Source organism: Nitrospira sp. KM1, assembly GCF_011405515.1.
Taxonomy (GTDB): domain Bacteria; phylum Nitrospirota; class Nitrospiria; order Nitrospirales; family Nitrospiraceae; genus Nitrospira_C.
In genome coordinates this window covers 3,347,237-3,372,912 of record NZ_AP022671.1, presented here as the reverse complement: position 1 = coordinate 3,372,912, position 25,676 = coordinate 3,347,237, and the positions used below count along the sequence as shown (strand labels likewise).

The window sequence follows — 25,676 nt, the reverse complement described above, 5'->3', positions numbered from 1 at the left end:
TCTACATGTCCTTCCTTGCATGCCATAACCCGAGCGCCTCCGTCGGAGTAGAAGCCTGTCCAAAGATTTCCGTGCAGGCCTTGACGGCGGCGGGATCGAACAGATTGCTCATCTCAAGGGACTTTGACCGCATGCCCCCCGTAAACTGGATACGCTCCCACTGCATACCCTTAATGTGATCCGGAAACCGGCGGATACACAAGCCCCTCAATCCTCCCCGCGTGTCCTGCGGACCGGCGATCAAGGCCGTTTCCACGTCGCGTTCAGTCGTCAGACGCCATGCCTTACCCTCCGCCTCAAGTCCGAGATAAAGTCCGCGTTCAGGATTCACGTTGTGATATTCCAGGTCCAAACTCGCGAGCCAGGGATCGTCCCATCCGACCCCTTCCTCCTTTACGAAGGTTTCCAACAACCAGAGTTTCGTGATCCAGTCGAGTTTGCCTACCAATTGTCGCCGGTCTCCGCTCAACAACCGAAGCGTGTCCGCCCATTCCTTCAACACCCAATCGGACTCCTGATCCCGTCCGCCAAGTGACTGTTCCGCGGATACAAGATACTGTTCCTGAATATCCAGCCCTGAGATGGTTCGACCGTTCTTCAGCCGAACCGTCCTTTGGAAGTCGACATCTCGCGACAATTCTTTCACGGCAGTCACCGGCTGTTCCAATTCGAGATCCGGAGCGAGCCCCCGTTCGATAAGATCGAGGACCAGCTGAGTCGTGCCGATTTTCAGGGCGGTCGCATATTCGCACATGTTGGCATCGCCGATGATCAGGTGGAGCCGGCGATATTTGTTCTTATCAGCGTGAGGTTCGTCGCGTGTGTTGAGGATGGGCCTGTTGTGCATCGTATCGACGCTCAACTCCGTTTCCATGAAATCCGCGCGCTGCGACAGTTGATAGGCACCCGGAACGAACCCGGACTCCTGCGCTTCAGAGCCCATCTTCCCGGCGCCGGCCATGATCTGCCGGCTGGCGAGAAACGGGAGCAGTCCAGACACCAGGTCCGCAAACGGCACGGCGCGCGGCACCAGATAATTATCGTGGCAACCGTAGCTGTGACCGTGGAAGTCGGTGTTGTTCTTGTAGAGTTGCACATATTCACCGCCCAGCATCTGATTGCGCCGCTGCGCGGCGCGCTGAACGATGCGCTCCCCCGCCCGGTCCTGCGATAGCAGATCTTTGAGCGTCCGGCATTCCGGAGTGGAATACTCTGGATGTGTGTGGTCGTTGTAGAAGCGAGCCCCGTTCGGCAACACGAGGTCGCTCTTCATCTCGTGAAAAGAAAATGGGCGATGGGCGTCAACCTTGGCAAATTCGTCTTCTTCCTGATCCTGCTGTAGTCCCGAGACTCGAAACCCGCGCGCATCTTCGTGAGGATCTTCTCCTCCATAGTCCCACCGCCGCTCAAACGAGGCGGTCAGATGCGCACGGACCAATTCCATTGATTCAACGACCGGGTCGACCTGGTCCAGGTCTGTCCTCGTGATTCCGTACTCAGTTTCGATCCCGAAGAGGGCCATCACTAGATAATCTGGTTGACCAACCGTTCCTCGGTCTTCCTTCCTCGACGGAAGGATGAGATCCCGACGATTTGCTCCGGGTGGTGATCGAGCAGCTTCAGCCATTCTTCCGCGGCGTCATCGGGCGGCAACACTTCCCCTTCGCGAAATTCCTCGCTCACGGCGGTCAGGAGGTCCTGAACCGCCAGACCAGCCGGCCCGTCCGTTGGGGCATCAGGACGAATGCTCCGTTCGATCGCCTTTTCCTTTCCGCGCTGCACGATCGAAGACAGAATCGCTCCGCTCAGCAGATCTCCCCGGTAGAGCACCTTGTTCTGGCCGCTTCGCAAACGAATGGATAACAGCCTGGCATCATCGGTTTTTTTGAAGATCGCGTCGAGCACCTGCTCCACAAGTCCGGCCAGCGCCGCCTGCTTGTTGCCATGATGCTCCGCAAGAAGGGCATCATCCAGGGGGAGATCCTCGGTCAGGTACACCTTCACAATCTCCGCGGCCGACCGACGATCGGGACGGCTCACTTTGATCTTCCGGTCGATACGGCCCGGACGCAGCACGGCCGGGTCGATCAGATCCGGCCGGTTGGAAGCCAGAATGATCACGACGTCGCGCAAGGATTCGATCCCGTCCATCTCGCTGCAGAACATGGGGACCAGCGTATTGGAAATGTTGAAGGACCGCATGGCCCGCCTCGTGCCCAGTATGGACTCCGCCTCGTCGATGAAGATAAACGGCAGCGCCCCTTCTTTCCGCCTGGCTCGCGCTTGAGCGAACAGGTCGCGCACCATTCGCTCAGACTCTCCCAACCACATATTCAGTATTTCCGGCCCCTTGATGTGCAAGAAGGCGCCGCCGGTGACCGGAGGCCTCTTGGCTCGGTCCGCTTCCGTCTCCGCCACTTTGGTTTCCCCGACCAGCTTGGACAAGCTGCTCGCAGCCGCTTGCCCGATCAGCGTTTTCCCGCAGCCGGGAGGCCCATAGAGTAGAAACCCCTTGGGTTGCGAGAACTTGAATTTTTCGAATGTCTCGGCGTGAAGCAACGGGTATTCGATCGCCTTTCTAATGGCTGCGATCGCCTCATGCTGTCCGCCGATCTGTTCCCACGTGACGTTCGGCGTCTCATCGAGCAGATGGTCCTGAGCCTTCCGGTCTTCGAGCCTCTCAATGGCGATCCGATAACTCGGATCGATTCGCACTTCGTCTCCCGCCTTGAGATCCACACCGACGAGATCGCTGGACCGTTGCAGGATGAGTGATTGTCTGCCCATCTCCTGCTCGAAGCGCAGCCGCCCGTCGGCCAACGCTTCCGCCAATTTCAGGATCGGACCGTTCCGATCATACCCGAGGGTTTTGATGACGGCATAGGCCTCATTGACGAGGATCTGTGCGCCGATTTTGAGATCTGTCGCTGAAACGCGGGGATCCACGTTGGCATAATATTCAGCTCCACCGACCACGATGCGGGCCAGGCCTTCGCCGGGCAGATCGAGCAGGGTGCCGATGCGATTGGCCGGAGCCGTCAGCTTCGCGATCACATCGCTCGATTTCTTGAATTCGATTTCCCGCTGCTGGGTCGTGGCCTGGGCCTGCATAATCGCATGGCGGATCTTGTAGAGCAGCTTCTGCCGGGGATCGGCATCGGGAAACAATGCCAGACACTCCTCGATCAGTTCCAAGGGATCCGTCTCGGCAGGCGTTTTCCCTGCGGGATCATTTCTCTTGTTTCTGGACTGTTCAAAGCCTGAATCAGGCGACCGGCGGTCACTCATTCGGTTCCTCCAAAGCCAATCGGATCACTGATCCTACCATAGAGGTGTTTGAGAATGCCGCCACTCAATTCACGGCCTGGAGACTGACCGAAACCTGCTGTTTACGGTTTGCCCGCACGATTTCCACAGTCACACGGTCGCCGACTTTTCGGGTTTCTAATACATCCATAAGGTCGTCGACCGTCGAGACCGGCTTCCCATCCACGGAAGTGATGATGTCGCCGAGCTCCACCCGCCCGGGCGAAGTTTCTCGCGCGCCTTGAAGTCCGGCCTTCTCTGCCGACCCGCCCCGCCACACCTTGCCGATGATCAACCCCTTCACTCCCCAGCGTTTCGCCATCGCATCCGGCACGAGCGACACCCCCAGCCCCGGGCGGATCAGCTTTCCGTGTTTGATCAACTCCGGCACGATGCGGTTCACGGTGTCCACCGGGACGGCGAATCCGATGCCGGCATAGGCGCCGCTCGGACTCACAATTTGCGTGTTGACGCCGATCAAACGTCCGCTGCTGTCGAGTAACGGACCGCCGGAATTGCCGGGGTTGATCGCCGCATCGGTCTGGATGACCCCTTCGATTGTCCGGTTGGACAACGATTTGATCGTACGCCCCAGGGCGCTGACGACCCCGGTTGTCAGCGTGTGGTCCAATCCGAACGGATTCCCGATGGCCAAGACCTTTTGCCCGACGCGCAGGTCGTTTGAGGCGCCCACCGCCAGCGGCTCAAGCGGACCGTCTGCGAGCTGAATTTGCAGAACGGCCAGATCATGGTCCGGATCCGCCCCGACGACCTTCGCCTGGTGTTCGCTGCGGTCTCCCAACGTGACTTTGATCGAGTGCGCGCCATAAATGACGTGAAAATTGGTGACAATGTGCCCTTGCTTGTTCCAGACGAATCCTGATCCGGACCCCTGGGGAACCTCCATCGTATCGAACGACCAGAAATCACGCTGGATGGCCGTATTCGAAATGAAGACGACGGACTTGGTCGCCCGCTCGAAAACCGCCATCGTGGACCGTTCGTCGGACGATAACTCGGTCGGACCCGGCATCACGGGACGGGGCTTTCCCTCGGCGCCGTCGTACGCCGACCCGAGCGGCTTTCCCCATTCGACAGCCGAAGCGATCACCCCGGAGAGAAGAAGCCAGACCGCCGCCACGACTGCAATTTTCGAGAAGAGGCCGGAATGCACCGGAACTATTCCCCCATGATTTGGATGATGAGTTCGCGAGTGCGGGGGCGGGTATCGAAATCCACGAGGACGATCTGCTGCCAAATCCCTAATACCAGCGCACCCTGCGCAAAGGGGATGGTCACTGACGGTCCCTGCAACTGTCCGCGCAAATGGCTATGCCCGTTATCTTCCCCGGCATTACGCCGGTTGTGCTCCCAGGCAGGATCGGCCGGTACCGTTCGATCCCAGAATGTCTTCGTATCGGCCCTGATGCCAGGTTCGTCCTCGATGATCATCATTGAGGCCGTGGTGTGTTTGACGAATACGGTCACGATTCCGCCGGTCAACCCGGCTCCCGACAACGCGTCCTGCACGGGTTTGGTGACGTTTTCGATCTGCGTCCCCCCCCGCATGCTGACTTGAAACGGCACGGTCCTGACAGCCATCTTCAGCAATCCATGTTCCGCAGCCGGCGCTTTTCTTCCGGCGTCAAGCCGCGCCCGCGAGCCTCGGCAATGATGTCGTCGAATGTCCCGCCGGCAGCGAGTTGTTTCATCGTGTTCATCACCGACGAACTGAGGATACGTTCCTTTCGAAGTTGCTCCAGATAGGCGAAGGCTTCGACGATCGTTTCCTTGTTTCTGACATAGTAATCCCTGCCCCGGCGCTGGTTACTGTAGGCCTCGAACTGTTCGCATGCCACGAGCACTTCCGCCAGTTGCCGCACCCAGGACTTCGCTCCCTTGAGCCGCTCGGGGTAATAGTAATAGAGCATGACCAGCTGCATCCAGGATTCCCATCGGACGCCCATCGCCTTGATGGACGGCCGCACGCTCCGCAGGCGCCTTGCGAGCCGACGCGCATAGCCCAGACGCATTTCGACTTGTTCCCTGGCCCAGGGCGTCATGTCGACTCCCACCGACGCCAAATCGTCCGAATACAGGCGGACAAAAGCCTCGGTCTCCCGCCCGTACGTGGTCTCCGGATGTATGGCCCTCCATTCACGCGGCCTCGTCGGAATGCCATTGGATTTGGCCCAGGACCAGATCTTTCCGAAGAGTCGGCGATCCAACCCGGCACGGCCCAGGTCATGCAGCAGACAGGCAATCTGATATTGGCGCACGCGTTCGGGGCCGTGGCCCAATGCCGAAGACACCGCCGCGCACATCCTGGCCGTGCGTACGGCATGTGGACGGTCATAGCCTCGGATCGTCTTCCCTCGTTCCGTTGGGTGAGGATAGTCGTACAACTTCATCAATCGTGAAACCAGCGAGGGAGCAATCACTAAGGAGGCGGACTGCGCGGTCGTCGTCATGGATCGCACGTGGAACTCCGGACTGGAGAAAGCAGGCATCGCCGGCGAAACGGCGAATGCGCTCGCAACTTCGCAAGCGTCGCGCAGAATATCGTCGGGCCAAACTGAGTGTCAAGCCGAGAGGCGGGATTCGCTCGATCAATTGAGACATCTTTGATATGCTCCGCGTGGCCGTTCAGAAACCTGCTCGAGGCTGCATGATCAGTCCTGCATTGTGGTTCCGACTTCTGATCTGTCTCTTCCTGACAACCTACGCACCCATCGTCATGCCATCCGATGCTGCGGCTTCAGGCATCGAGCAATTGACGGATTTGACCGGTCGGACCTCTGCCATCGTCACACTCAAAGGGCGCGACAATTTCACCAGCGAATATCGCTACGACATCAGCGTACGCAATCATTCGCCTGATACGCTTATCGCGGATTCTCTGATCGTCGTACTCGAGAAAATCACCAATTTGGCGGGGGAAGAACGGGAACCTCTCAAGAGCGAGCCGATTCTCAGCCGCTTCGACATTCTCGGTCAGGACGGCGAAACCGACGACGGGAAACCTTACTTTCGAATTCCCAGCGGCTCCAGCCCCGATCTGGTCCCTCAAGCAGAAAGCCGACCCGCCGTCGTACGCATCCGGAACAAAGACTACTTGGCGGTGTTCACTCCCTCCTTTCGCGTGTACGGCATGAAACGCCCGCCGCCAGAAACGAAACAGCCGGGATCACCGTCGCACTCTCTCGGCGCTCAGCGAGTGCCTGCGGACAGGCAGACCGAGAAACTCATTCAGCTCTTGCTCAAAAAGGGCGTGATCACGGAAGAGGAATGGCGGAAGGCCATGCAGCCATGACGGAACCAGGCTGTCCCGCCTGCGTCGGCACATGGCCCCGTGCCGACCACCTGATCGCAGACCTTGCCCTCTCCCGGGCCTATCTGCACGACGATCAGTTTTTCAAGGGATGGACGGTCGTGGTGTTCAAGCGGCATGCGACCGAACTGTTTCACCTGGCTCCGACCGAGCGCATTCAATTGATGGAGGAGGTGAGTCTCGTCGCCAAATCCCTGGCCCATACCTTCGAGGCGAACAAGATCAACTACGAACTCCTCGGCAACCAGCTTCCGCATATCCACTGGCACCTCATTCCCCGGCTTGCCGAAGACCCTGCGCCTCTCGATCCCGTTTGGCGCGTTCCTCATGACCCGCTCGCAGTCAGAGGGGAAGAATTGGCGCAGCGGATCCGGCGCATCCATGAGGGATTGGGCAGATATAAGTAACCGCTTACTCCATCCGCCTGACGCGTCTGAGTATCGCACGAGAGAATTGTGGAATCTTCGCGACCGAGCCCAATGCTATAATGCCTGCTTCCACCCGCTCCGAAAGGAACCGGAGAATCCGATGCACCGTCACCGGCTGGCCCTGGGCCTATTCATCGCATCCATGCTCCTGACAGGTCCGTCCATATTTGCGCAGACACCCGAGGAACCGGTCCCGATCGAGCCGCTTGTCGAAAGCCCTCCCCCCGTCCCGACTTCTCCGCGAGAAGAACCATTGCTTCTCGATGACCCGGTCATTGAGCGCGACGATGCAGCGGTCTCTCTGAGCGAGCGGCGCGAAGCCGTGAAGACGGCACCCGACAATCCCGATGAACGGATCAGATTGGCTGAAGCGCTGCACCGCATCGGAGACCTGGACGCAGCGGTCGAAGAATGCCGTACCGCCATTCAATTGCAACCGGACAATGCGAACGCCCACCTCCAGCTCGGCGTCATGCTCATGGCCAAACAGGACTGGCGCGGCGCATCTTCCGTGCTCAAAGAGGCGGTCCGGCTGAACGCCGAACTCACGCCCGCCTACTACAGCCTGGCCTCGGTGCTCTATACGACCGGCAACGTCCGGGCTGCGATCCAGACCTATCGCCAAGCACTGGAGCTTCGGCCGAATTTTCCCGATGCCCGTTACCGGCTGGCGCTCCTGCTGAAGCTGACGGACCAACGGCAGGAAGCGGCTCAACTCATGGAAGAAGCCGCGCTGGGCGGCATTCCGCAGGCGCAATTTTTTGTCGGCAATGCCTACAAGGCCGGCCAGGGCGTCGAGAAGGATCCGGCACTGGCGATTCTGTGGTGGTCGAAAGCCTCACGGCTGGGCCATCAGGCCGCCGGCGAAGCGCTCTCGAAATTCAGAAAACAAGCCCTTTCATCCGAACAATCGGAACGGAGACGGAAGGAAGCCCTGGACGCGTTCCGGACGTATCGCGACAAACTATGGAGTGAATTTCCGGATTACAAGCCGTCGGGGTCGGACGATTCACTCGGCGCCTTGATGGTCGCGCATGACCGCATCGATCATGCCGTCCCCACCTTGCTCAAAGAAACCTATGCGTTGAGCGAGTCCGCCGAATCGCAACTCGCCAAATTCTACGAATCCGGCTGGGGTGACACTCTTTCGCCGTTCGAACGGAAGATTCTGATCTGTCTCGAAAAGGTCGCCGGGGACGGATTCCTTCCGGCCAAGAAGTCGCTCGCTCGCATTTACGGCAAAGGAATCGGCATGGAACCGGACCTTCAGAAGGCAAAGGCCGTGTTGCGGGGAATTCCAAAGCCTGAGGCGAAAGCCATCTTGGACGAATTCAGCACACCATAGATGTCGCCCGACTGGCTGAAACTCTGGCGCCGCTTCATCGCCTCACTTCCTCTTCAGGCGCTCGCCATCGGTCTCCTGGCAGTCCTGCTCGCCAGGGGCTTCTGGTCCGTTGCCCCGGCGACGTTCACGTCGCTGGACTGGTCCGTCTACGATGGGTGGGTTCGCAATCGCCCGCCGATCGGGTTCAGCCCCTCGCTGGCGATCATCGCCCGGGATGCGGCGAGCGAAGAGCGTTTCGGACCGGGTCCGCTCGACCGCAGCGTCCTCGCCCGGCTGATATCCGCCGCGCAGGAGTTTGGAGCCGCCGCGATCGGCGTCGATCATCGCCTGGCTCAAGGCAGTCCTGCCCAACGGGGCGGCGCAGCCAGCGACGCCCTGCTTCTCGAAGCGATACAGAACGCGGCGCCCGTGGTCTTTGTCCATGATTCCGAACCGGCCTTTGCATCACCCGCCGCCCTGTCCGGTCACGTACTCATGACCGCGCAGCCCGACCACGTTGCGCGCCATGTGCCGATCCTGGCTCTCGTCGACACGCAAACCGTACCCGCGTTCGGATCGCTTCTCTACGAGGCCTATCGCCAACGGGCGACCACCGCTGCGGCGCCGCTGATCGGCCAAACAGGAAGCTCGGCCCTCGTCAATCTGATCGGGAACGGCTCGGGAGTGGACCTGCCGGTCGCTCCGCTCTCGATCGTCTGGGACGCGATTCAAGAACAGCAGAACTCGACTCTTGAAGCCCTGTTCAAAGACAACATCGTCGCGATTCTACCCAACCCTGTCCAATCGGAGCCGTGGCTGCTGCCAACGGGACAATCGGCCGCCGGCATGGCTGTCCATCTCCAATTGGTCAACATGTTGCTGACAGGCAACCGTCTCTACCACAGCGGTTCGCTCGGTCAGTATAGCTTCACGCTGCTCTTGGCCTCTCTCGTGGCCTGGTGCCTGCTCAGATACCACGGACCGAGAGGTCTGGTATTCGCGATCGGAGCGCTCGCCATATACGTCATGCTGACTCTCGTCGCTTTGTCCGGCGGCAATGTCATCCTTCCGCTTGCACTCCCTTTGACTGCAGCCTTGTTTGTCTTTGTGGGCACCACCGGATGGACGCATCTCGTCGCGGGCCAGCGCATGCTGTTGCTCGAACGCGACATGCTGCGGCTGCGCCGGGATGAAGCAGCGGTCCGCGAAGCACTGGTGTTGCGCGAAAACCGGGCGGAGGCGCTTCAGGAAGACCTCGAAGCCGCCAGGACCGCCGCAACGGAGTCCGCCGGTCGGCAGGAAGATTTGTCCAGAACGGCCGATTCGTTGCGCGCGGAATTGGCCGAGGTCCAGTCTCAGGAACAGACGGCCCGCGGTCAGTTGGAGCAGTTGGAGCGGCAGCTCCACGGTCTCCGCGAGGCCGAGCCGCAATCGGGTCCTCTGGGAAACGCCGATCTCGATCACCTCCGCGCCGAGAGCAGGCGGCTCGGCATCGTCACTCGGAATGCCGAGCTGCTTCGGCTGTTCCATGATGTCAAGAAAGGTGCCAAATCCGCGCTCACCGTTCTGCTTCTCGGCGAGCCCGGGACGGGAAAGGAACTTTTCGCACGTGCCGTCCATCGCCTGAGCCCCAGAGAAGGAAAAACGTTCATTGCCGTCAACATGGCCGCGGTCTCTCCCGAACTGTTTGAAAGCGAGCTGTTCGGACATGCCAAAGGCAGCTTCACCGGCGCCGCCGCAGATCGCCGGGGGTATTTCGAACTGGCGCATCAGGGAACGATCTTCCTGGACGAGATCGGCGACCTGAGACTCGATCATCAAAGCAAATTGCTGCGGGTGCTGCAGGAAAAATCATTTTATCGCGTGGGAGCGACCAGTCCCACCACCGCCGACGTTCGCGTCGTAGCCGCCACCAATCGCGACTTGCAGCGCGGAGTATCCGAAGGCTGGTTCCGCGAGGATCTCTATTTCAGATTGAAGGGACTCGTCTTTCGCCTTCCTGCATTGCGAGAGCGCCCAGGCGATATCCCTCTCCTGACGGAAGCGGTCCTCGCCGAGATCGCCCAAGAATCGGGAAAACCGGCTCCTGGAATCACCAACGAGACCCTGCACCTCTTGCAGGGATATCACTGGCCCGGCAACGTTCGTGAGCTGCGGCAGGTCTTGGAACGGGCCGTGACGCTCAACGATGGGCCTGTTCTGACGAAACAGTCGATCGCTCTGGAATCCCGGCAGACCGTACAACAAGAACGGGGCGGCACCGTGTTCCTGCCGGACCCAGCCGGCGATGCCGCGGTGCTGGAATGCCTGCGACGGCAGGGATTCGATATGCAGGCCACGGCCAAGGCGTTGGGGTGGGACCGCAGCACGGTCACGCAACGGCTCAAAGGTCTATGTTTCCAGGCCTTGGGTGAAGCCGGAGGCGATCACGCCAAAGCCGCGTCGACTATTGCCGGCGATGCCGTACATCTCAGAACCGTCGAACTGAAACTGAGGGATTATTACACTCATCTTCTCTCCGTCATCGAACCGTTCGCCTCGGCAGATGAAGCACTCCTCGAATGCAGGCGCCGTTTCAAGAATCTGCCGGACCGCCACTTTCAATCCGTCGAAACGCTGGTCCGCCGACGGTTCGCTCATCATGATCGGTCGAAGACAGCTCCCCAGTCCTGAAGGCCGCCGTGCTCAGCCTTCATCGCTCAGGCCGTTGATGCGCCGCTGGCTTCCGGCGGCTCGGTCGGCTTCCGGCAACAGATGAGCCGGCACGAAGAACATTCCGGCGATGAGCGTGGGCGCCACGGCGCTCGCAATGACGGCCGCGACGATATAGGAATATTGCTCAGGCGTGACCAACCCGTGAGCCAGGCCGTACAGCGACGCAATCGTTCCGAACGTGAGCCCCGTCGACATCAAGAGCGTATAGTACCAGCGCTCGCGTGAATTTTTCCGGAACAGTCCGATCACCGGATACAGTCCCAGGATCTTCGATGCCATCTTCGTTCCCAGCAACGCTAAAAACACGAGCGGCGCCGCGACCAGGGCCGGGAGCGATACCAGTGTTCCCGCGCGTAGAAAGTAAAATGGCGTCAGAAACCCCACCGTGAGCGTGCGCAGTCGTCGCATCCAATGGGCATCTCTCGCCGCGCTCCCGGCCAGCACCATTCCGACCAGGTAGGCCGGAACCACGGCCTCGCTGCCCGACCAGAGCGCCAGACCGCCGAGCCCGAACAGCACCAGCATCACCCATTTCGTCCTGATGGCGGCCGTACGAAAGGCAAAGTGAGTGGTGAGCCATGCCGTCGTATACGGAAGCGTGCCCAACACGATCACCGTTATGGCAATGAACACGAACGTTTTGTACGTGAGCGGAGCGAACAACAGGCCGAGCGCAATCACGGAGCTCAGGTCGTTCACGAAACACGCACCAAGGACGCCCTTGCCGAACTCCGTCTTATTGAACCCGGTGTCCAGCATGACGGCATAGATCACCGCGGTGGAGGTCGTCGACAGCGCGATTCCGCACAGCCAGCTCGCGTCGGCATCCCATCCAAACATGTAATGGGCGGCTGCGGCCGTGCCGAGCAGTGGCGCTGCAAACCCGACCAGCCCTACCACACTCACTTCCCTGAGTTTTAGGCGCAGGACATCGGGGTCCAGTTCGGCCCCCGCGAGGAACGTGAGCACGACGGCGCCGGAGGCCGCCAAAAACCGTACCCACTCCGAATTGGCCGCAAGCAGATCAGCCAACCCAAACAGGCCAAGGGCCGCGGCCGCCACGGTCCCGACACAAATCTCAATGAGCGCAATGGACAGACGAAGCCGGGACGCGATGAGAGCGGATGCCACCGCGAGGGCAAGCCACAGGGAGACCGTGAAGAAGACAGGTTCCATTGAGGAGTCCTCCGTTCCGGCCAGGGTTCGCCTGCGTCAGGCCGGTGCCGCCACGATGACGGCATACCCCACGGCTGCGGCAATGAGAACGTAGGAGTCATCAGCCTGGCCGTGGCGGTTATACGGGGGACCCCATCCCCTGTAGATGGACCGGAGTATACGCGAAACGTTTGGCGACAACCAGTGAATGGCAAGAAACAGAGCGCTCAATCATGTACGAGAGGTTCATTGGCCGCCAGTTCTCATCGAAGAGGAGCTTGCGCTTCACTGGCTATTCACGCATCCTGCGGGAGTGATGGCGACCTGCAAGGACATGCACATCCGCACCGCCACAATCGACGACCTCCTCGCGATGAACGATATCTACAACCATTACGTCCTTCACTCGACCTCCACCTATCAGACAGAACCAGAGACGCTCGACGCCCGCCGAGCTTGGTTCAGCGAACATGATGAAAAGCATCCTGTCATCGTTGCGTCCGATGTCGCCGGGGCTGTCCTCGGCTGGGGCTCGCTGAGCCGCTTCCACGCCCGTGCCGCCTACGCTCGCACAGTCGAGAATTCGATCTATGTCCACCATCACCACCAGCGCAGAGGCATCGGCCGCGCGCTGCTGACCGAACTGATCAGCCGTGCCTGCGCGTTAGACCATCATACGATCATCGCCGGCATCGATGCCGATCAACCTGCAAGTCTCGCGCTGCATGCCGCCGGCGGATTCACGCAGGTCGCCCGCCTCGACGAGGTGGGGCATAAGTTCGGCCGGTGGCTTCACGTCATCTATATGCAGAAAATGCTGTGACCGACTTTGGGCAGAAGCCATCCACGCATGCAAGTCCTAGCCTGCCGCTTCCCAAGCTGACTTCAACCAACGGACAACCTGGTTATCGACATCTCTGACGCGTCGGAGTTCAAGATGGTGGGTGTAGCGGTGGGCTGAGATTCTCGTGATCTCCTTCCAACGGCTCGAGGAATCTCTTGCAGGAAAGCTGATCGTCAGGACAAGCGGGACATCTGAAGTCTTGATATATTGGCCCGGCACCCACACCACAGCGACATTCTTCCTGCGGCGAAATGCCACTTGGCTCTTGCTCGGGCGCATGGTCACGTTACCCATCGCCCCTATTTTCTTGTGTACGGCATCGAAGATGCGGCGGACTTTCTCCTGTCCTTGGAACAATTCGTCGACCGTCACACCGCACCCTTCCACAAGGGAACGAAACATGATGATCGCGTCCTGATAACTCCCATCGTTCTTCCGGACCGCGCCTGGAATCACTCCGAGCTGCGTAAAACCCAATTGCTCCCACAGCCTGCGGGCGGAACGGTTCTCCGAAAACACCAGATTGAAGAGCACGCCGTGATAGCCGGATTGCTTGGCGTAGTCGAGCATCGTTGTCCCAAGGAACCATCCCAACCCGCGACCGCGCCATGCCGGATCCACAATGAAGCCGGCATTGGCGATATGTCCGGCCCGTCCCGGCCAATTGGGCTTGAGGTAAAAGGCTCCGGCCATGCCGGTCGCATGAGCCCGGTCCGGAGCGTAGGCGGCAATTGTGATTTTACCTCTAAACCAATAATCCATGAATTCATCGTCACGGGGAAACTCGTCATGCGGATAGGACGAGCCCTCATCGACGATGAGGCGGTAAAGATGTTTGAGCGGCTCGATGTCCTGTTCACCGGCCAGCACCAGCTGCACCGGCGATCCGTCTTTTAATTGCGTCTCGAAGGGAAAGGTCAGCGCCATGGGTCTCGACTGGCTTTGATGATGGCGAGAAATCCCATAGCCTCTACGTCATGCGCAACCGGATAACCACAGACGGATCAGCGCAGTGAACTCTTGAGGCTTTTCCATCGGAGTGACATGTGCCCATCAACTCTATGCCCATGACACCAAGCGGATTTCTGAGACCTGGTCAGCGCGGCACCGGAACCGTCGATGGAGATCGCGAAGCTTTGGACGCGAAGTTTGGTCATAAAACACCGAACTACTCAAACGCTCAGACTTTCACTCGCGGAATGCAGAATGTCGCCCATTAATATGTTTTCTATGCTTGCTATGAATTAGTAAAACTCACTTTGCCATCGGAAAAGATCCTAAAGGCTTCGCAGAACTCATTTGCTCTCTTCTGATTGCGCCAAGTAATGTATTCTGAGACAAAGAACCTTGTAGAGGTCGAGATTCCACAAGGGAAGGGATTTTTGGAGATCCTTCGCTTGGACTTTGGGAATTCCAGAGTTACGTTTGCAACAGCATTACTAGCTAGGTGTCCCATAACCCAGATCACGGTCGCCTGCTTGACCGAAGACTCAAGATGAAAAGAGCCATCTACACGACTGGATTTGTAGGTCATCGCTCTCCTGCGTTCTAAATTGACCGCGGACGGTGCCAGTTGGCAGCGTATCGCGTGATCAAAGAGGAAGCCAGCATCTCGAAAAGACTGAAGAGTAGCCTGTTGGATGATCCCACATTCATATAACCCTTGTAGTAAAGATCGACGAACTACCACGTCGTCTGAGTTATAGCTCGATGGTTCGTCGTAAAAGTACTGGGACTTGACGTCACCAGGATTTTCCCCAATGATGAGGCACTTCAATGGCTGCGGGAACCATCGCTGTCCTACTCTATGTTTTTCCCATTGATGTTCTGAGTTGCCGCAGCACGCAAGCATGAATCATCACCTTCTATCTGTCACGCCCAATTCGAGGTGGATTGAATTGGCCGCCCTCCCCTAGTGAAGGGGGAAACGGAATGGGATCCGTCCCAAAGATCTTTTCACCATACCTATCAGCAAGCAAAACTAAAGCTTGCACTGCTTTTCGAAGTATTGGCACGACATTCTTCAATGATTCTCGATTCCTGCCGCTCTGATCGGTTGCGGAACCATGTAAAAGCTGATTCCGTAAAATATAGAATCGAAGGAAAAGCTCATCTAGATGAGTTCTTTTACTGTACACATTACACGCACTCCTGAAGCGTTCTTGCCTGTCACGGATCTTCTCGCTATCCCATTTTCGCCAGGCTTCGATGTCCAGAAAGGGATTTTGCATTACTTTTTCAATCTGAGACGCGTACGGTACTAGAGCCTTCTCAAGTTCTCCACTGGACAGATTCTCTACCAGTCTTAAAAACCTCTTGAAGTCACCGATTTCTCCATTATTCTCCATATGATTCTTCTCTCTACGACGGTGATGATATCGCGGAGTTCCATAGAGGGCATTGAACGAAATCCACAGCAAAATGAATTGTGCATCGATATCATCTCGCAATATTGATGCACTCGCTTTATCGAGCCACGAACGAGCCCGCTTCAATCGAATCAGTACAGCTTCAGACATTCGTCTTCATACATTCGTGTTGTCCGAGTCATGCAACTGGAATAGGCCTGCTCCAGTACGTACTGGCAAGTCTAATCCAAATTCAATTTATCTATCTAGAGCAGTCATCGACTGGAAATGAGGGAAGGGGTACTGCTGAACTGTGAAGCGATAAATCAGTCTGCCCACCCCTCACTGCCCGATCTTCGAACCGGTCGTCCTGCGAGGTCGCAGCCATTCCGTTGTACATCCTCCAAAGAGCATGGCAGAGAGCGGAGCAACTTCACCGGAGGAGCGGGGTCCCATCGAGACTCAGCCGGGAAGGAAAGCGGGAACTGACCGAGTCTTCGAGGGAATTCCCGAAGGCTTCCATCCGGCTGAGTCTGAAAGGGTCGCTCCGGGAGGTGAGGACGCGACTAGCCACCTACTGCTTCTTGACCGCGGGACGTTCAAACCGGCTGTCCCGCAAGGCCGCAGCGAGAGAAGTGGCGAGGCGTACTCCTTTCGTACGTTGAGCCACTGAGCGATGTGAGAACGCAGCGGACGACCGGTTTCAACGCCCCGCGTGCGGGGCCATCCCCGCACGGCATGATGGGCCTCGCTTCCCCGCATGAAATTGCTCTGCTCCTTCATTCGTTAACTCATTAATTTCACTCGACTCTTTCGAAATCCATCAGCACTTCTCCTTTGGCATTCCCGTTGCTCAACCGTTTCACCGTCGGCACACCGGCAAACAGGCTGGAAAGGGGGTGACCACAGTAAGCCGCAACAACATCCAGGTCGGCCGGTTCAATCCAAAAACGTCTACTGAACATGAACGGTTGAATGAACGAGGAGGATTCATCATGCAGAAAGGTCCATCACAGGTGACATCAGGAAACATCGCTCCGGCCATTTCGGCACCCAAGAAGGACAAAGATGTGTTTGTCGTATCGGGACTCGTCGTAAGCCTGGCGGCGCTCATCGGGGGGCTCTGGTACTACAGTTCGATCGAGCAGACGACCGCAGCAGTTCCCGACCGGCTGTCGGGAGCCGAGGTCAGGGATGCCTTGAAGAGCAATGCTCAACCTCAGGCAATCGCGGTTTCCCTTTCTTCGGCAAAGGAACAGGAAACCGGGATCGCGATCAACACCCCGGGTATCATTCACAACGATATCTATTTCGAAGTCGGCCGCAAAGGTCTGACGGACGAAGCCAAGTCGATCGTTCAGCAGCAGGCTGCCATGCTCAGGAATGACGGAGACCTCGGCGTGCTCGTGCAGGGCTACACCGACCGCCAGGGCTCGGCAAGCTATAACATGATGCTCGGCATGAAACGGGCGGAAACAGTCAAGATGGAATTGGTGAATGCCGGGGTGGCGGAGCATCAAATCAAGACCGTCAGCCTCGGTAAGGACGGTGTATTGTGCATCGACAACAGCGACCTCTGCCGCCAGATGAACCGCCGCGTGCATCTCGAGATCAGATCAATCGGACAGGAGCACATGACCCCGCCGGTCATGGCTGAGACGCCTGAACCTGCCGATACCACCGCATCGGCTCAGGCAACTGCGGCCGCATCTGAAACTTCCGATAACGTGGGATCCGTCATCGATAGCGAAACTTCTCCAGCCGCCGCACAACAGGACGATCCGAACCACACCGCCCTCGAACCGGCATCCGGCAGCTAGACCACCCGAGCCCACCTACATGAGGAGTCCGCCTCATGTAGGTATCGGCTCTGGTTCGGATGTCCAAAATGTCTCCGGCTTCGTTCTCACGTCGCTCATGAGCTCAACGTACGGGAATACCGGAGGCAAAGTACTTACCCGCTTGCATTTGATCGAAGCGAGCGGATCAAGCGAAGCTTGGTAGGTACCTCCTCCTCCCTTCGCTCGCTGCGGCCTTGCCGGAAGACCTTTTTGAGCATCTGTCGGGAGAAGAAAGATTTGAACGGCTATTCATAATGAACAAGAGACGAGGATGTATGACACAGACGACAATCGGCCGACGCATCTCCCTTCTTCATCTGTGCGCGCTTGCCACACTCTTCTCCTTCTTCTCTTTCGCGGGAGGTCTGCCTCTGTTACTTGCTTGCGGGGAAAAACCCGCGCCATCTCCCGCCACAACCTGGGTAGGGCTGAAAGACGTGACGCAGGGAAGCCTGCTGTTTAAAACAGCCGAATCCGGCCGGTACATCCCCGCTCCGGCGCTCCAAACGGACGCCGAGATTACGATCACAGGCATCGTCTCTCGAACAAAACTCAAGCAGGAGTTTATAAACTCGAGCCGTAACAAGGATGATTGGGCGGAGGGTATCTACGTCTTCCCTCTCCCGGAAACCGCCGCTGTGGACCACCTTCGCATGAAGGTCGGCGATCGAACCATCGAGGGACAGATCAAGGAACGGGCCGAGGCCAAGAAGATCTATGACCGGGCAAAACAAGTAGGGAAGCGTGCCAGCCTCGTCGAGCAGGAGCGCCCGAATGTCTTCACGACGTCCGTGGCAAATATCGCACCGGGCGACCGGATCACCGTCGAGATCGAGTACCAGGAAACCGTCCGCTACGATCAGGGTACCTATTCGATCCGTTTCCCGATGGTCGTGGGGCCGCGGTATATTCCGGGCACGCCGGTTGTCGCGGAAGATCAACTATCCGGACCGGATTGGTCGTCCGACACCGATCGAGTTCCTGATGCTTCGCGCATCACGCCGCCGCTTGCACATCCTCAACAAGGGCCTCTCAATCCCGTCAACCTGACGATCGACCTGGCAGCGGGGTTTCCGCTCGGGAAGATCGAATCGCCCTATCATGACATTCTCGACATTTCAGACCCGGATGGCCGCCGCCATATCACCCTGCGGAACGAGGACGAACCGGCGAATCGGGATTTCGTCTTGAAATGGGAGCCGTCTCGCGGCATATCACCGACTGCGACCGCCTTTCAGCAGCTTCATAACGGCGGTTCTTATTCGTTGCTGATGCTCTCCCCTCCGGCGTCTCCGGATATGCCCGTCGCGCGACAGCCACGGGAAGCCATCTTTGTCATCGACACATCCGGTTCGATGGCCGGTACCTCCATCGAGCAGGCCAGGGCAGCACTGCTTTTGGCGCTGACGCGGCTTACGACGCAAGACCGCTTCAACGTGATCCAGTTCAACAGCGTCACCCGTGTGCTGTTCTCGCAGGCGCAGCCCGTGAACACCGCCACGATCCGGAAAGCGGTGCGCTATGTCGAACGGCTGCACGCCAATGGGGGAACGGAAATTCTCCCCGCAATCAAGATGGCGCTCAAAGGCGCCGCGCCTCCGACGCACCTGAGACAGGTCATATTTCTCACGGACGGACAGGTCGGAAACGAGAATGAGTTGTTCGAGATCATCCGCAGCCGGCTCGGCGGAAGCCGCCTGTTCACGATCGGCATCGGTTCGGCGCCCAACAGCCACTTCATGCGGAAGGCGGCGGAATTCGGGCGGGGCACCTTCATGCACATCGGGAGCGTCAATGAGGTGAAGACGCAGATGGATGCCATGTTTCGCAAGTTGGAACGTCCGGTCCTGACAGGTCTTCAGGTCGAAGGACTGGATGAGGGCGCCGAGATGTTTCCAACGAGAGTTCCTGATCTCTATGACGGCGAGCCAATCGTCGTGGCGGTCAGGAGCACGGTCGTCCCGGCCGCACTGACCTTTCGAGGTTCGATTGGAGGCAAGCCGTGGTTCAGCACCGTGCCATTGAGAGATAGCCCGTCGAGGGACGGAATGTCCGTGTTCTGGGCACGCCGGAAAATCGACTGGCTCATGGATCAGCAGCGGAACGATCAGAACGACGACTCAGCGGTCAGACAGGCCGTTACCGATGTGGCGTTGGCGCATCATCTCGCCGGCAAGTACACGAGTCTCGTGGCGGTCGATACGGATCCGGTGCGGCCGACGGATAAGAGCCTGATCAACCATGCGATCAAGACCAATCTGCCGGATGGGCAAGTTTATGAAGCCCTGTTCGGATTACCGAGAACGGCCGCCGGCTGGCAATTCCAGCTCATGGCCGGGATGGCCATGCTCTCGGCCGCAGGGCTGTTGTGGATGTACGGAGCCGCACAGGTACGGCTGCGACCGTGACGATGCGACGTATCTTGGCTGCACTCGTTCTTAGCCTTGCCATCATCGGGTCGTGGCAGGCCACCGAAGGAGCCTGGATGTATGCGAAGGCCGGGCTCGCGCAGTATCTGCTGCAGCGAGCCTGGTCACGCAGTTTGGCAGGAGAGCGGGCCGTCAGACCCTGGCCTTGGGCAGACACTTGGCCGATTGCGAGGCTCACCGTTCCCTCACGCCACATCGATCTCATTATCCTCAACGGCGCCTACGGCCGCACGCTCGCTTTCGGCCCGGGTTACCTGGAATCCAGCGCGTTTCCCGGAACGAACGGCACCACGGTATTGACCGGCCACCGTGATACGCACTTCGGGTTCTTGAAGGATCTTCACAGGGGGGACAGGGTTATTCTTGAAAGCACCGGTGGGGAAATCCGTTCCTATCAGGTGATGGAACATCAGATCCTCGACCAGCGCACCGGGCGTGTGGGGATCGAGAGAGAACGATCGATCCTCATCCTCGTCACCTGCTATCCGTTCGACAGTCCGTCGGCAAGCGGGCCCTTGCGCTACGTCGTAACGGCTGTCGCCGGGAAACCTCCATGACGCGGCGGCATGGAAATGATCTACAGAACAATGGGTTGCCTATTGGCCCACCTGCTCCGATTGTTCCCTCTATCGACCAATCCGATAATGAATGTTCTCTTGGAAAACACGTCATGAACATTTCCAAAAATTCCTATTGTGTTATGACTTCCGATAGAGGCAAAATCATCTCATGCAGGGAGTGTGGTTTATACGTAAGTCGGAGGCGGACCATGAGCACCCCAGTGCAATCCGGACCTGAAGCGCTCGAAACGGCTCCCAACTATGCGTCACTGAATTCGAAGACGGCGGCGGCCGACGGGAAAGTGAACGAATCTGAACCCCGGAAACCGCAGCGTGTTCTTCTTGTCGATGATCACGCGATTGCTCGAAATCTTCTTCGAATCCTGTTGGAAGAGCATCCCGATTTCGAAGTGGTCGGAGAGGCTTCCGATGGGGAGGAGGCGATCGCCCTGACCGATTTGTATAGACCTGACATCGTGCTCATGGATATCCAGCTCCCTCGCCTCAGCGGCGTAGAAGCGACACGCCGCCTGCACCAGCAGTGGCCCCACACCGCGATCGTGGGCGTTTCCAGTCAATACACGCCAACCGGATACAATGCGATGATTGCCGCAGGAGCCGTGGCGTTTGTGTGCAAGGAGGACGCGGTGGGCGCCCTGTACAAGACCATCGAATTCTCCATCCGTTACAACCCGCATGTCAGCCGTGCCGTCAATTCCTCACCGTCACAAGAAATGATGCCTGCGGACGTGCGGAATCCCCTCTCCGAACTTCCGATGTCATAGTCCGTCCGACGGCAGTTCCGCACGTTCAGCTAAATCCTGCAATCGCCATCCAATAGATACCGGTTTCGGGGAGACCACGAGATGGCATCGCTCCGGTATCGCTCCATGGGACAGCGGGACAGTCAAGACCGGATGACCGGCCGGTCACTGAAAAAGCGATCAGCTGGTCATTTCGCGGAGGCAAGAAGAGTGCGGACACACAGGAGGGGTGATTCTTTTAGCACGCGGCCGTATCGCATGAGTCGTACCTCCAGCCAAGTTCGGTTGTCGTGAGGTGTACGGTCTTGATCGTATGCAATAGCCCGGCGACGTTGGCCGGGCATTCGACCCGGTCGGAATAGTGTTCTTCACGATTGCAGATAAACATGATGGGAGTGGGGTACTGCCATTCGAATACCATCTTCTCGTCCTTGTCCAATGCCTTGAACACCCAGCGGCTCCCGGGAGCTTCGGACCGGTATCGTTCGGTCTTATAGTCAAAATTGAGCAGGAACGTGCCCGGCGCCCCAGGCTTTGCCTTCACCAATCCGAACGTGAGATCCTTGACCGTGCAAGCTGAATTTTTTCCGCAGATCCATTCCGAATAGGTCCAGCAACGCTCTTCCGGATCGTCATCTGGTTTCTTGGTTCCAAGGGCTCCCTTGGAACAGGCTTGCAGCACGAGCGTCTGCATCGGACTCACGAAACGTATCTTGTTGCACTTCGCAGTCGCTTTACCGGTGAACAGCAGCGGCCACGACACGTACCCCAGCACAAACAGTGACTTCACGAGAAAGGCCCTTCGATTCATGGATTCTCCTTGATCGGTCGCTGATTCGTTGCTCAACATGTGTTGAGGCCGGACGGCGGTTATTATACTCAATTTGCAGCAGGGTGGATCCCGGCGTCGGTTCCTGCTTGTGCGGTGTTGTGTGTCGCGAGGCTGGAGTGCCTCAGGCGCCCAGTCAGACTTCAAGGCTGGGGAAGCTGTTTTCCGACTGGTCGGCTGAAGGAAGTGCCGAGGGGAACGACAAGGGAGATGGACAACTGCTCGGGAGCCCTTCGCCTCTCGCCTGGGTCGCCCAGACGATCAGCGTGATTTCCCTGATCCGGTCCAGATACGGCTTGGCATTTTCGCCGAATTTTCCCATCACCACTCCGGCATCTCCGATGAGACCCCAGAACTGATCCAGATCTGAAACCTTGCTGTGGAGCGTCGATCTGAGCTTGTCCAGACGCGCGAGTAGACGGACTTTTCGGTGTTCGTCGAACAACTCGTTCTTGACCATCAGGTCCCTGAGTTCGTTGATCAACTCCTGCGCGCGGGCGATATCACCCGGAGAGAATTCATAATGGAAGGTCTTTCCAAATTTGTGTCTCAGCTTGTCCTTGTTCTGGGCGACCGTCAGCGCGGCGAATTCGACGTCCAATCGCCCCCGCAAGGCCCTGACATAGTCGCTGATGCAATCCTTGGCTGCATGGCGGTCCTCATCCATGCAAGGCACCTCGACTTCGAGGCCGATGTCGTCCGAGATCGCCTGCGCAAGGCCGAATGCGGCGAGATAGTTTCCGTACAGAACATCCGTCAAATCATCCGAGCTCGCCTGCACCTGATCGTGATACAGGAAAAAATCGGCGCAGAAGGTTCGGCCGGCATCCAGCTGATTTTCCGGGAGTCCGTCTATATATTTCTGGTCGAACATGCCGCAATCCTATTCCAAACCGGCTTCCGGCGTCCAGTAGCCGCCGTTACCCGTTTGAGAACCCTCCCTTGTCCGAGTCCACCGTTCCAAGCCGAGGACGATCATCACAAGGTCATGGCATCACAAGGCAATAGATTGGCCTCGGTTGATCGACTCATCTCCTGTGAATGCAGTAACCCCATGGATTGATGGAGAGATGCCTGATCACTCGCAGGTTGTATCGTGCAGGAGGTCGCCGGGCAGGAGGGAATCTGTGAGAGCCAGCTCATAGCTGACGGTGCTGACGAGTTGCGGCAAACTGAACGGCTTGACCAAAGTATGGCGGGCACCTAGAAGCCTCGCCTGTTCAAGCATGTGGGGGTCGCCTTGCGCACCGGTGATGGCAATCACCTTTACATTGAGGAACTCGTGGGTTAATCGGCTGATTGTTTCCAACCCGTTCAGGTCCGGCATGAAAATGTCGGTAATGACGAGATCGATCGCTTGCACCCGGCAGAGGGCCAACGCAGCCCGGCCGTTCGAGGCCTCCCTGACGTCGTATCCGAGCCTTTCCAATACCGTCCGCAACAATGTGCGGACCGGAGCCTCGTCATCGATAACCAAGATCGTGGGCATGGTGCATACTCTCGGCAACTCCGCCTTCGTACCGGAGTTTCTCGTCACCCACCGAGTCTTGGCCAACGATAGCAGAATTCCATTTGGAGGAAGTGAACTGTTTCGGCGGTATCGTCCTGGGGTCATTTTGCCTAATATTCCAGACAAGTGGCCCCTGCTCAGGAAAGGAAATATCGTCAGAACCGAGACATTCTTCGCCTCTCATGCGGACACATGGAGGAAGAAATCAGAACCACACAGATAGGAATGCTTTTTAGTCGTTGGTCGAGGAAGGGAACCGTGAAGCGATGCATCAATCCTGTCAGTCAACCCTTTCCAACAGCTGTATACCGATGGGTGTAATACTGACCTGGTCGTAGTACACCAAATCCACGCATTTCCATTCCATTAAATCCTGCAGTACTGCCCCGATAGCGCCGGTCTGATCGGTATCGAATTGAAGATACAGATTATTATAGTGAATTGGCCCCTCCTCGCTGAGGTACCTGAGCACCTGGTGTTGAAGCTCTCGCTGCTTCTTGATGTCACTCTCCATGCCATTCCTCCGCTGAGTCTCAGGATTGAATCTGCTATATCCATACTCACCCGTTGACCTTGCTTGATCAACCCGATCTCCTGCCTGTTACGTCACGCTCTTCTCAAATCCTGGGAGAATGGCCTTGAAGAAGGCGTTCTGTACAAGATTTTCGATGATATCCCAGGTGTTTGCCCTCGGATTTCCGACCGGACCCGATACGTCGGTCTTGGTGGCCACCTGCTCTCGAGGAACATTCTTCAAGAGATTCACGATTTCACCCACGACCGCTTCATACAGTCTCTGACCGAGAGCCTTGTCCTTGTCCTGCATGGGATCGTAAACCTCGACGTCTTTCAAGAAGGGTTTCACGTATCCTCGAATCTCATTATTCTTCACTTCGATCTGACTGAAGAAGGCGAAGGTCCCCTTGGTCACATCGACGCGACCGTATGCCCGCAGCAATGGATTGAGCTTCGTCACATCGGTCTTGGTGATTTTCACGGTAAGGGCAAAATCCGGCCGCGGTTTCTCCGGCCGAAACGACGCCTTGATCACCGTCGGTCCGCTTCCCATGAAGTTTCCCTTAATGCTGACGTCTCCGATACCTTCCTCCGGACGATTCGTCATGTTGTTGATCTCGACATCCATATTGGTCAAGGTGGAACGATATTGAGGCTCGGCTCCGTGATTCGTGAAACCTATCTCGCTCTGCGTAATGCTGCCCTGTTGAATTTTTACAATTATGGTATGGCTTTGATGGATTTCTTTTGCCTCTTCGGCCACCCGTTTCAGCTGACGCTTTTCCTGCGCCTCAGCCGCTGAGGCATGAAGATAATCAATCTTGGTGTTTTCGACATGAAATTGTTCCGCTGCCAACAGCACGTCCTGACCCGCATACTGCATTCGTCCGTTGACAGATAGTATGCCCCCGTGGACTCGAACGTGATACTTCTCCAGATTGGGCTTGAGATCGTCCAATTGCAGTTGCTTCAGATCGACCCGGGCCTCGACATGAGGAAGAGGAACCGCCAGGAAATCCGCATCTCCCTCCACCTCCAGCCGCGCCCTGTCGAACACCTTGGCGGAGAGGCGAATCGACGACGGACGGGACTGGCCATCCGATGGACGATTCGTGATATTCTCCACCTTCAAGTCGGCGTGCTGTACACGAATTGGTGAGGGCGTTCCCTCATACGTGACCCGTCCGTTTGTGACGAGAAGGGCGACCTTAAAACCCGTCGCATTCCTGACTCGGTCTTGCCACGCCTGTGTCTCCTCCTTCAGATCCTCCTTCGAGCTGTTTCTTTCAATCGCTTTGATTTGCTCGCGAGTCAGCGACAACACCGGGCTATCCAGCTCGACCTGTGCCTCAATGGTTCCGGTCAACAACGGTAGCACGTTGACACCGATGACCATGGACGGGACCACCGCCACAGAAAGCTCCGGTTGTTCAGACAACTTGACGGCGATATCCCTCAATCGCACGGAGAACGGGATAGGATGCAGGTCGAGTCCCCCAATGACGAACCGATATCCTTCGACCTGATCATTCAATCTGGACTCCAGCGACCGGCGAAGAGGTTCTTTCCCCAACCAGACGCCGGCTCCCACGATGATGATCAGAAATGCCAGGACGGCAATCGCCAGCGCCAGATATGGATGTCGCTTCATAACGTCTTCAGAGATTCACAATAAAAGATTGCAGGTACCTGGCGGTACGAGAGGAGCTGAAGCTCGTTCAAGATGGTGCGAATCAATCGGCACCTGAGGAAACCACGTGGGCATCGGAAGCTTCC

22 protein-coding genes and 1 riboswitch are annotated in these 25,676 nt (G+C 57.7%); of the genes, 9 read left to right on the top strand and 13 right to left on the bottom strand.

The window, feature by feature from the left end; all coding sequences use genetic code 11:
• Position 1 precedes the first annotated feature (1 nt).
• The 5 genes from W02_RS15855 to W02_RS15835 all read right to left on the bottom strand — a co-directional run bounded on the left by W02_RS15855 (position 2) and on the right by W02_RS15835 (position 5,786).
• On the bottom strand, positions 2-1,522 hold the full coding sequence (locus tag W02_RS15855; protein WP_173051516.1) for a proteasome accessory factor PafA2 family protein: 1,521 nt from the start codon (positions 1,520-1,522) through the stop codon (positions 2-4).
• A gap of 2 nt (positions 1,523-1,524) precedes the next feature.
• Positions 1,525-3,288: an AAA family ATPase gene (locus tag W02_RS15850; RefSeq protein WP_173049417.1), complete on the bottom strand. Its 1,764-nt coding sequence runs from the start codon at positions 3,286-3,288 to the stop codon at positions 1,525-1,527.
• Between the two features lie 64 nt (positions 3,289-3,352).
• Positions 3,353-4,480, bottom strand: coding sequence for a S1C family serine protease (locus tag W02_RS15845; protein ID WP_232068564.1), 1,128 nt, complete (start codon positions 4,478-4,480; stop codon positions 3,353-3,355).
• Positions 4,481-4,485: 5 nt separating this feature from the next.
• Positions 4,486-4,908 carry a secondary thiamine-phosphate synthase enzyme YjbQ gene (locus W02_RS15840; protein ID WP_173049416.1) on the bottom strand — a complete coding sequence of 141 codons (423 nt, stop codon included), beginning with the start codon at positions 4,906-4,908 and terminating at the stop codon, positions 4,486-4,488.
• Between the two features lie 2 nt (positions 4,909-4,910).
• Positions 4,911-5,786: a hypothetical protein gene (locus tag W02_RS15835; protein ID WP_173049414.1), complete on the bottom strand. Its 876-nt coding sequence runs from the start codon at positions 5,784-5,786 to the stop codon at positions 4,911-4,913.
• Positions 5,787-5,974: 188 nt separating this feature from the next.
• Here W02_RS15835 and W02_RS15830 point away from each other — a divergent pair, with 188 nt between their 5' ends.
• From W02_RS15830 to W02_RS15815, 4 genes are all read left to right on the top strand, one after another.
• On the top strand, positions 5,975-6,619 hold the full coding sequence (locus tag W02_RS15830) for a hypothetical protein (RefSeq protein ID WP_173049412.1): 645 nt from the start codon (positions 5,975-5,977) through the stop codon (positions 6,617-6,619).
• Positions 6,595-7,044, top strand: a complete 450-nt coding sequence (locus W02_RS15825; protein WP_197742038.1) for an HIT family protein — start codon at positions 6,595-6,597, stop codon at positions 7,042-7,044. The genes W02_RS15830 and W02_RS15825 overlap by 25 nt, the downstream gene beginning before the upstream one ends.
• 121 nt (positions 7,045-7,165) lie before the next feature.
• Positions 7,166-8,410, top strand: a complete 1,245-nt coding sequence (locus tag W02_RS15820; protein WP_173049410.1) for a tetratricopeptide repeat protein — start codon at positions 7,166-7,168, stop codon at positions 8,408-8,410.
• Positions 8,411-11,062, top strand: a complete 2,652-nt coding sequence (locus tag W02_RS15815; RefSeq protein ID WP_173049407.1) for a sigma 54-interacting transcriptional regulator — start codon at positions 8,411-8,413, stop codon at positions 11,060-11,062.
• Between the two features lie 12 nt (positions 11,063-11,074).
• Here the strand turns inward: W02_RS15815 and W02_RS15810 are convergent, their stop codons facing one another.
• Positions 11,075-12,280: a cation:proton antiporter gene (locus W02_RS15810; RefSeq protein ID WP_173049406.1), complete on the bottom strand. Its 1,206-nt coding sequence runs from the start codon at positions 12,278-12,280 to the stop codon at positions 11,075-11,077.
• An 84-nt stretch (positions 12,281-12,364) separates the two neighbouring features.
• Positions 12,365-12,429, bottom strand: a riboswitch (Fluoride riboswitch).
• A gap of 146 nt (positions 12,430-12,575) precedes the next feature.
• Between W02_RS15810 and W02_RS15805 the strand changes: the two genes are divergently transcribed.
• The gene (locus tag W02_RS15805) at positions 12,576-13,082 is read left to right on the top strand and encodes a GNAT family N-acetyltransferase (protein WP_173049404.1); all 507 of its coding nucleotides are present in this window, start codon (positions 12,576-12,578) and stop codon (positions 13,080-13,082) included.
• 36 nt (positions 13,083-13,118) lie between these two features.
• Here the strand turns inward: W02_RS15805 and W02_RS15800 are convergent, their stop codons facing one another.
• On the bottom strand, positions 13,119-14,030 hold the full coding sequence (locus W02_RS15800) for a GNAT family N-acetyltransferase (RefSeq protein ID WP_173049402.1): 912 nt from the start codon (positions 14,028-14,030) through the stop codon (positions 13,119-13,121).
• A gap of 938 nt (positions 14,031-14,968) precedes the next feature.
• A complete protein-coding gene (locus W02_RS15795) occupies positions 14,969-15,622 on the bottom strand; it encodes a HEPN domain-containing protein (protein ID WP_173049400.1) in 654 nt (217 codons plus the stop codon).
• Positions 15,623-16,350: 728 nt separating this feature from the next.
• On the opposite strand from W02_RS15795, the gene W02_RS15790 reads away from it, so the two are divergent.
• The 4 genes from W02_RS15790 to W02_RS15775 all read left to right on the top strand — a co-directional run bounded on the left by W02_RS15790 (position 16,351) and on the right by W02_RS15775 (position 21,066).
• Complete coding sequence (locus W02_RS15790) at positions 16,351-17,271, top strand: OmpA family protein (RefSeq protein ID WP_173049398.1); 921 nt, start codon at positions 16,351-16,353, stop codon at positions 17,269-17,271.
• Between the two features lie 296 nt (positions 17,272-17,567).
• Entirely contained in the window at positions 17,568-19,700 is a 2,133-nt protein-coding gene (locus W02_RS15785; protein ID WP_173049396.1) for a marine proteobacterial sortase target protein, read from the top strand.
• A 2-nt stretch (positions 19,701-19,702) separates the two neighbouring features.
• A complete protein-coding gene (locus W02_RS15780) occupies positions 19,703-20,278 on the top strand; it encodes a class GN sortase (RefSeq protein ID WP_173051513.1) in 576 nt (191 codons plus the stop codon).
• Between the two features lie 212 nt (positions 20,279-20,490).
• Complete coding sequence (locus W02_RS15775; RefSeq protein ID WP_173049393.1) at positions 20,491-21,066, top strand: response regulator transcription factor; 576 nt, start codon at positions 20,491-20,493, stop codon at positions 21,064-21,066.
• Positions 21,067-21,283: 217 nt separating this feature from the next.
• Here the strand turns inward: W02_RS15775 and W02_RS15770 are convergent, their stop codons facing one another.
• The 5 genes from W02_RS15770 to W02_RS15750 form a co-directional block, all read right to left on the bottom strand.
• Positions 21,284-21,856: a hypothetical protein gene (locus tag W02_RS15770; RefSeq protein ID WP_173049391.1), complete on the bottom strand. Its 573-nt coding sequence runs from the start codon at positions 21,854-21,856 to the stop codon at positions 21,284-21,286.
• A 154-nt stretch (positions 21,857-22,010) separates the two neighbouring features.
• Positions 22,011-22,748, bottom strand: a complete 738-nt coding sequence (locus tag W02_RS15765; RefSeq protein WP_173049389.1) for a hypothetical protein — start codon at positions 22,746-22,748, stop codon at positions 22,011-22,013.
• A gap of 204 nt (positions 22,749-22,952) precedes the next feature.
• On the bottom strand, positions 22,953-23,363 hold the full coding sequence (locus W02_RS15760) for a response regulator (protein ID WP_173049387.1): 411 nt from the start codon (positions 23,361-23,363) through the stop codon (positions 22,953-22,955).
• Between the two features lie 301 nt (positions 23,364-23,664).
• The gene (locus tag W02_RS15755) at positions 23,665-23,898 is read right to left on the bottom strand and encodes a hypothetical protein (protein WP_173049385.1); all 234 of its coding nucleotides are present in this window, start codon (positions 23,896-23,898) and stop codon (positions 23,665-23,667) included.
• 87 nt (positions 23,899-23,985) lie between these two features.
• On the bottom strand, positions 23,986-25,551 hold the full coding sequence (locus W02_RS15750) for a DUF748 domain-containing protein (RefSeq protein WP_173049383.1): 1,566 nt from the start codon (positions 25,549-25,551) through the stop codon (positions 23,986-23,988).
• Between the last annotated feature and the right edge of the window lie 125 nt (positions 25,552-25,676).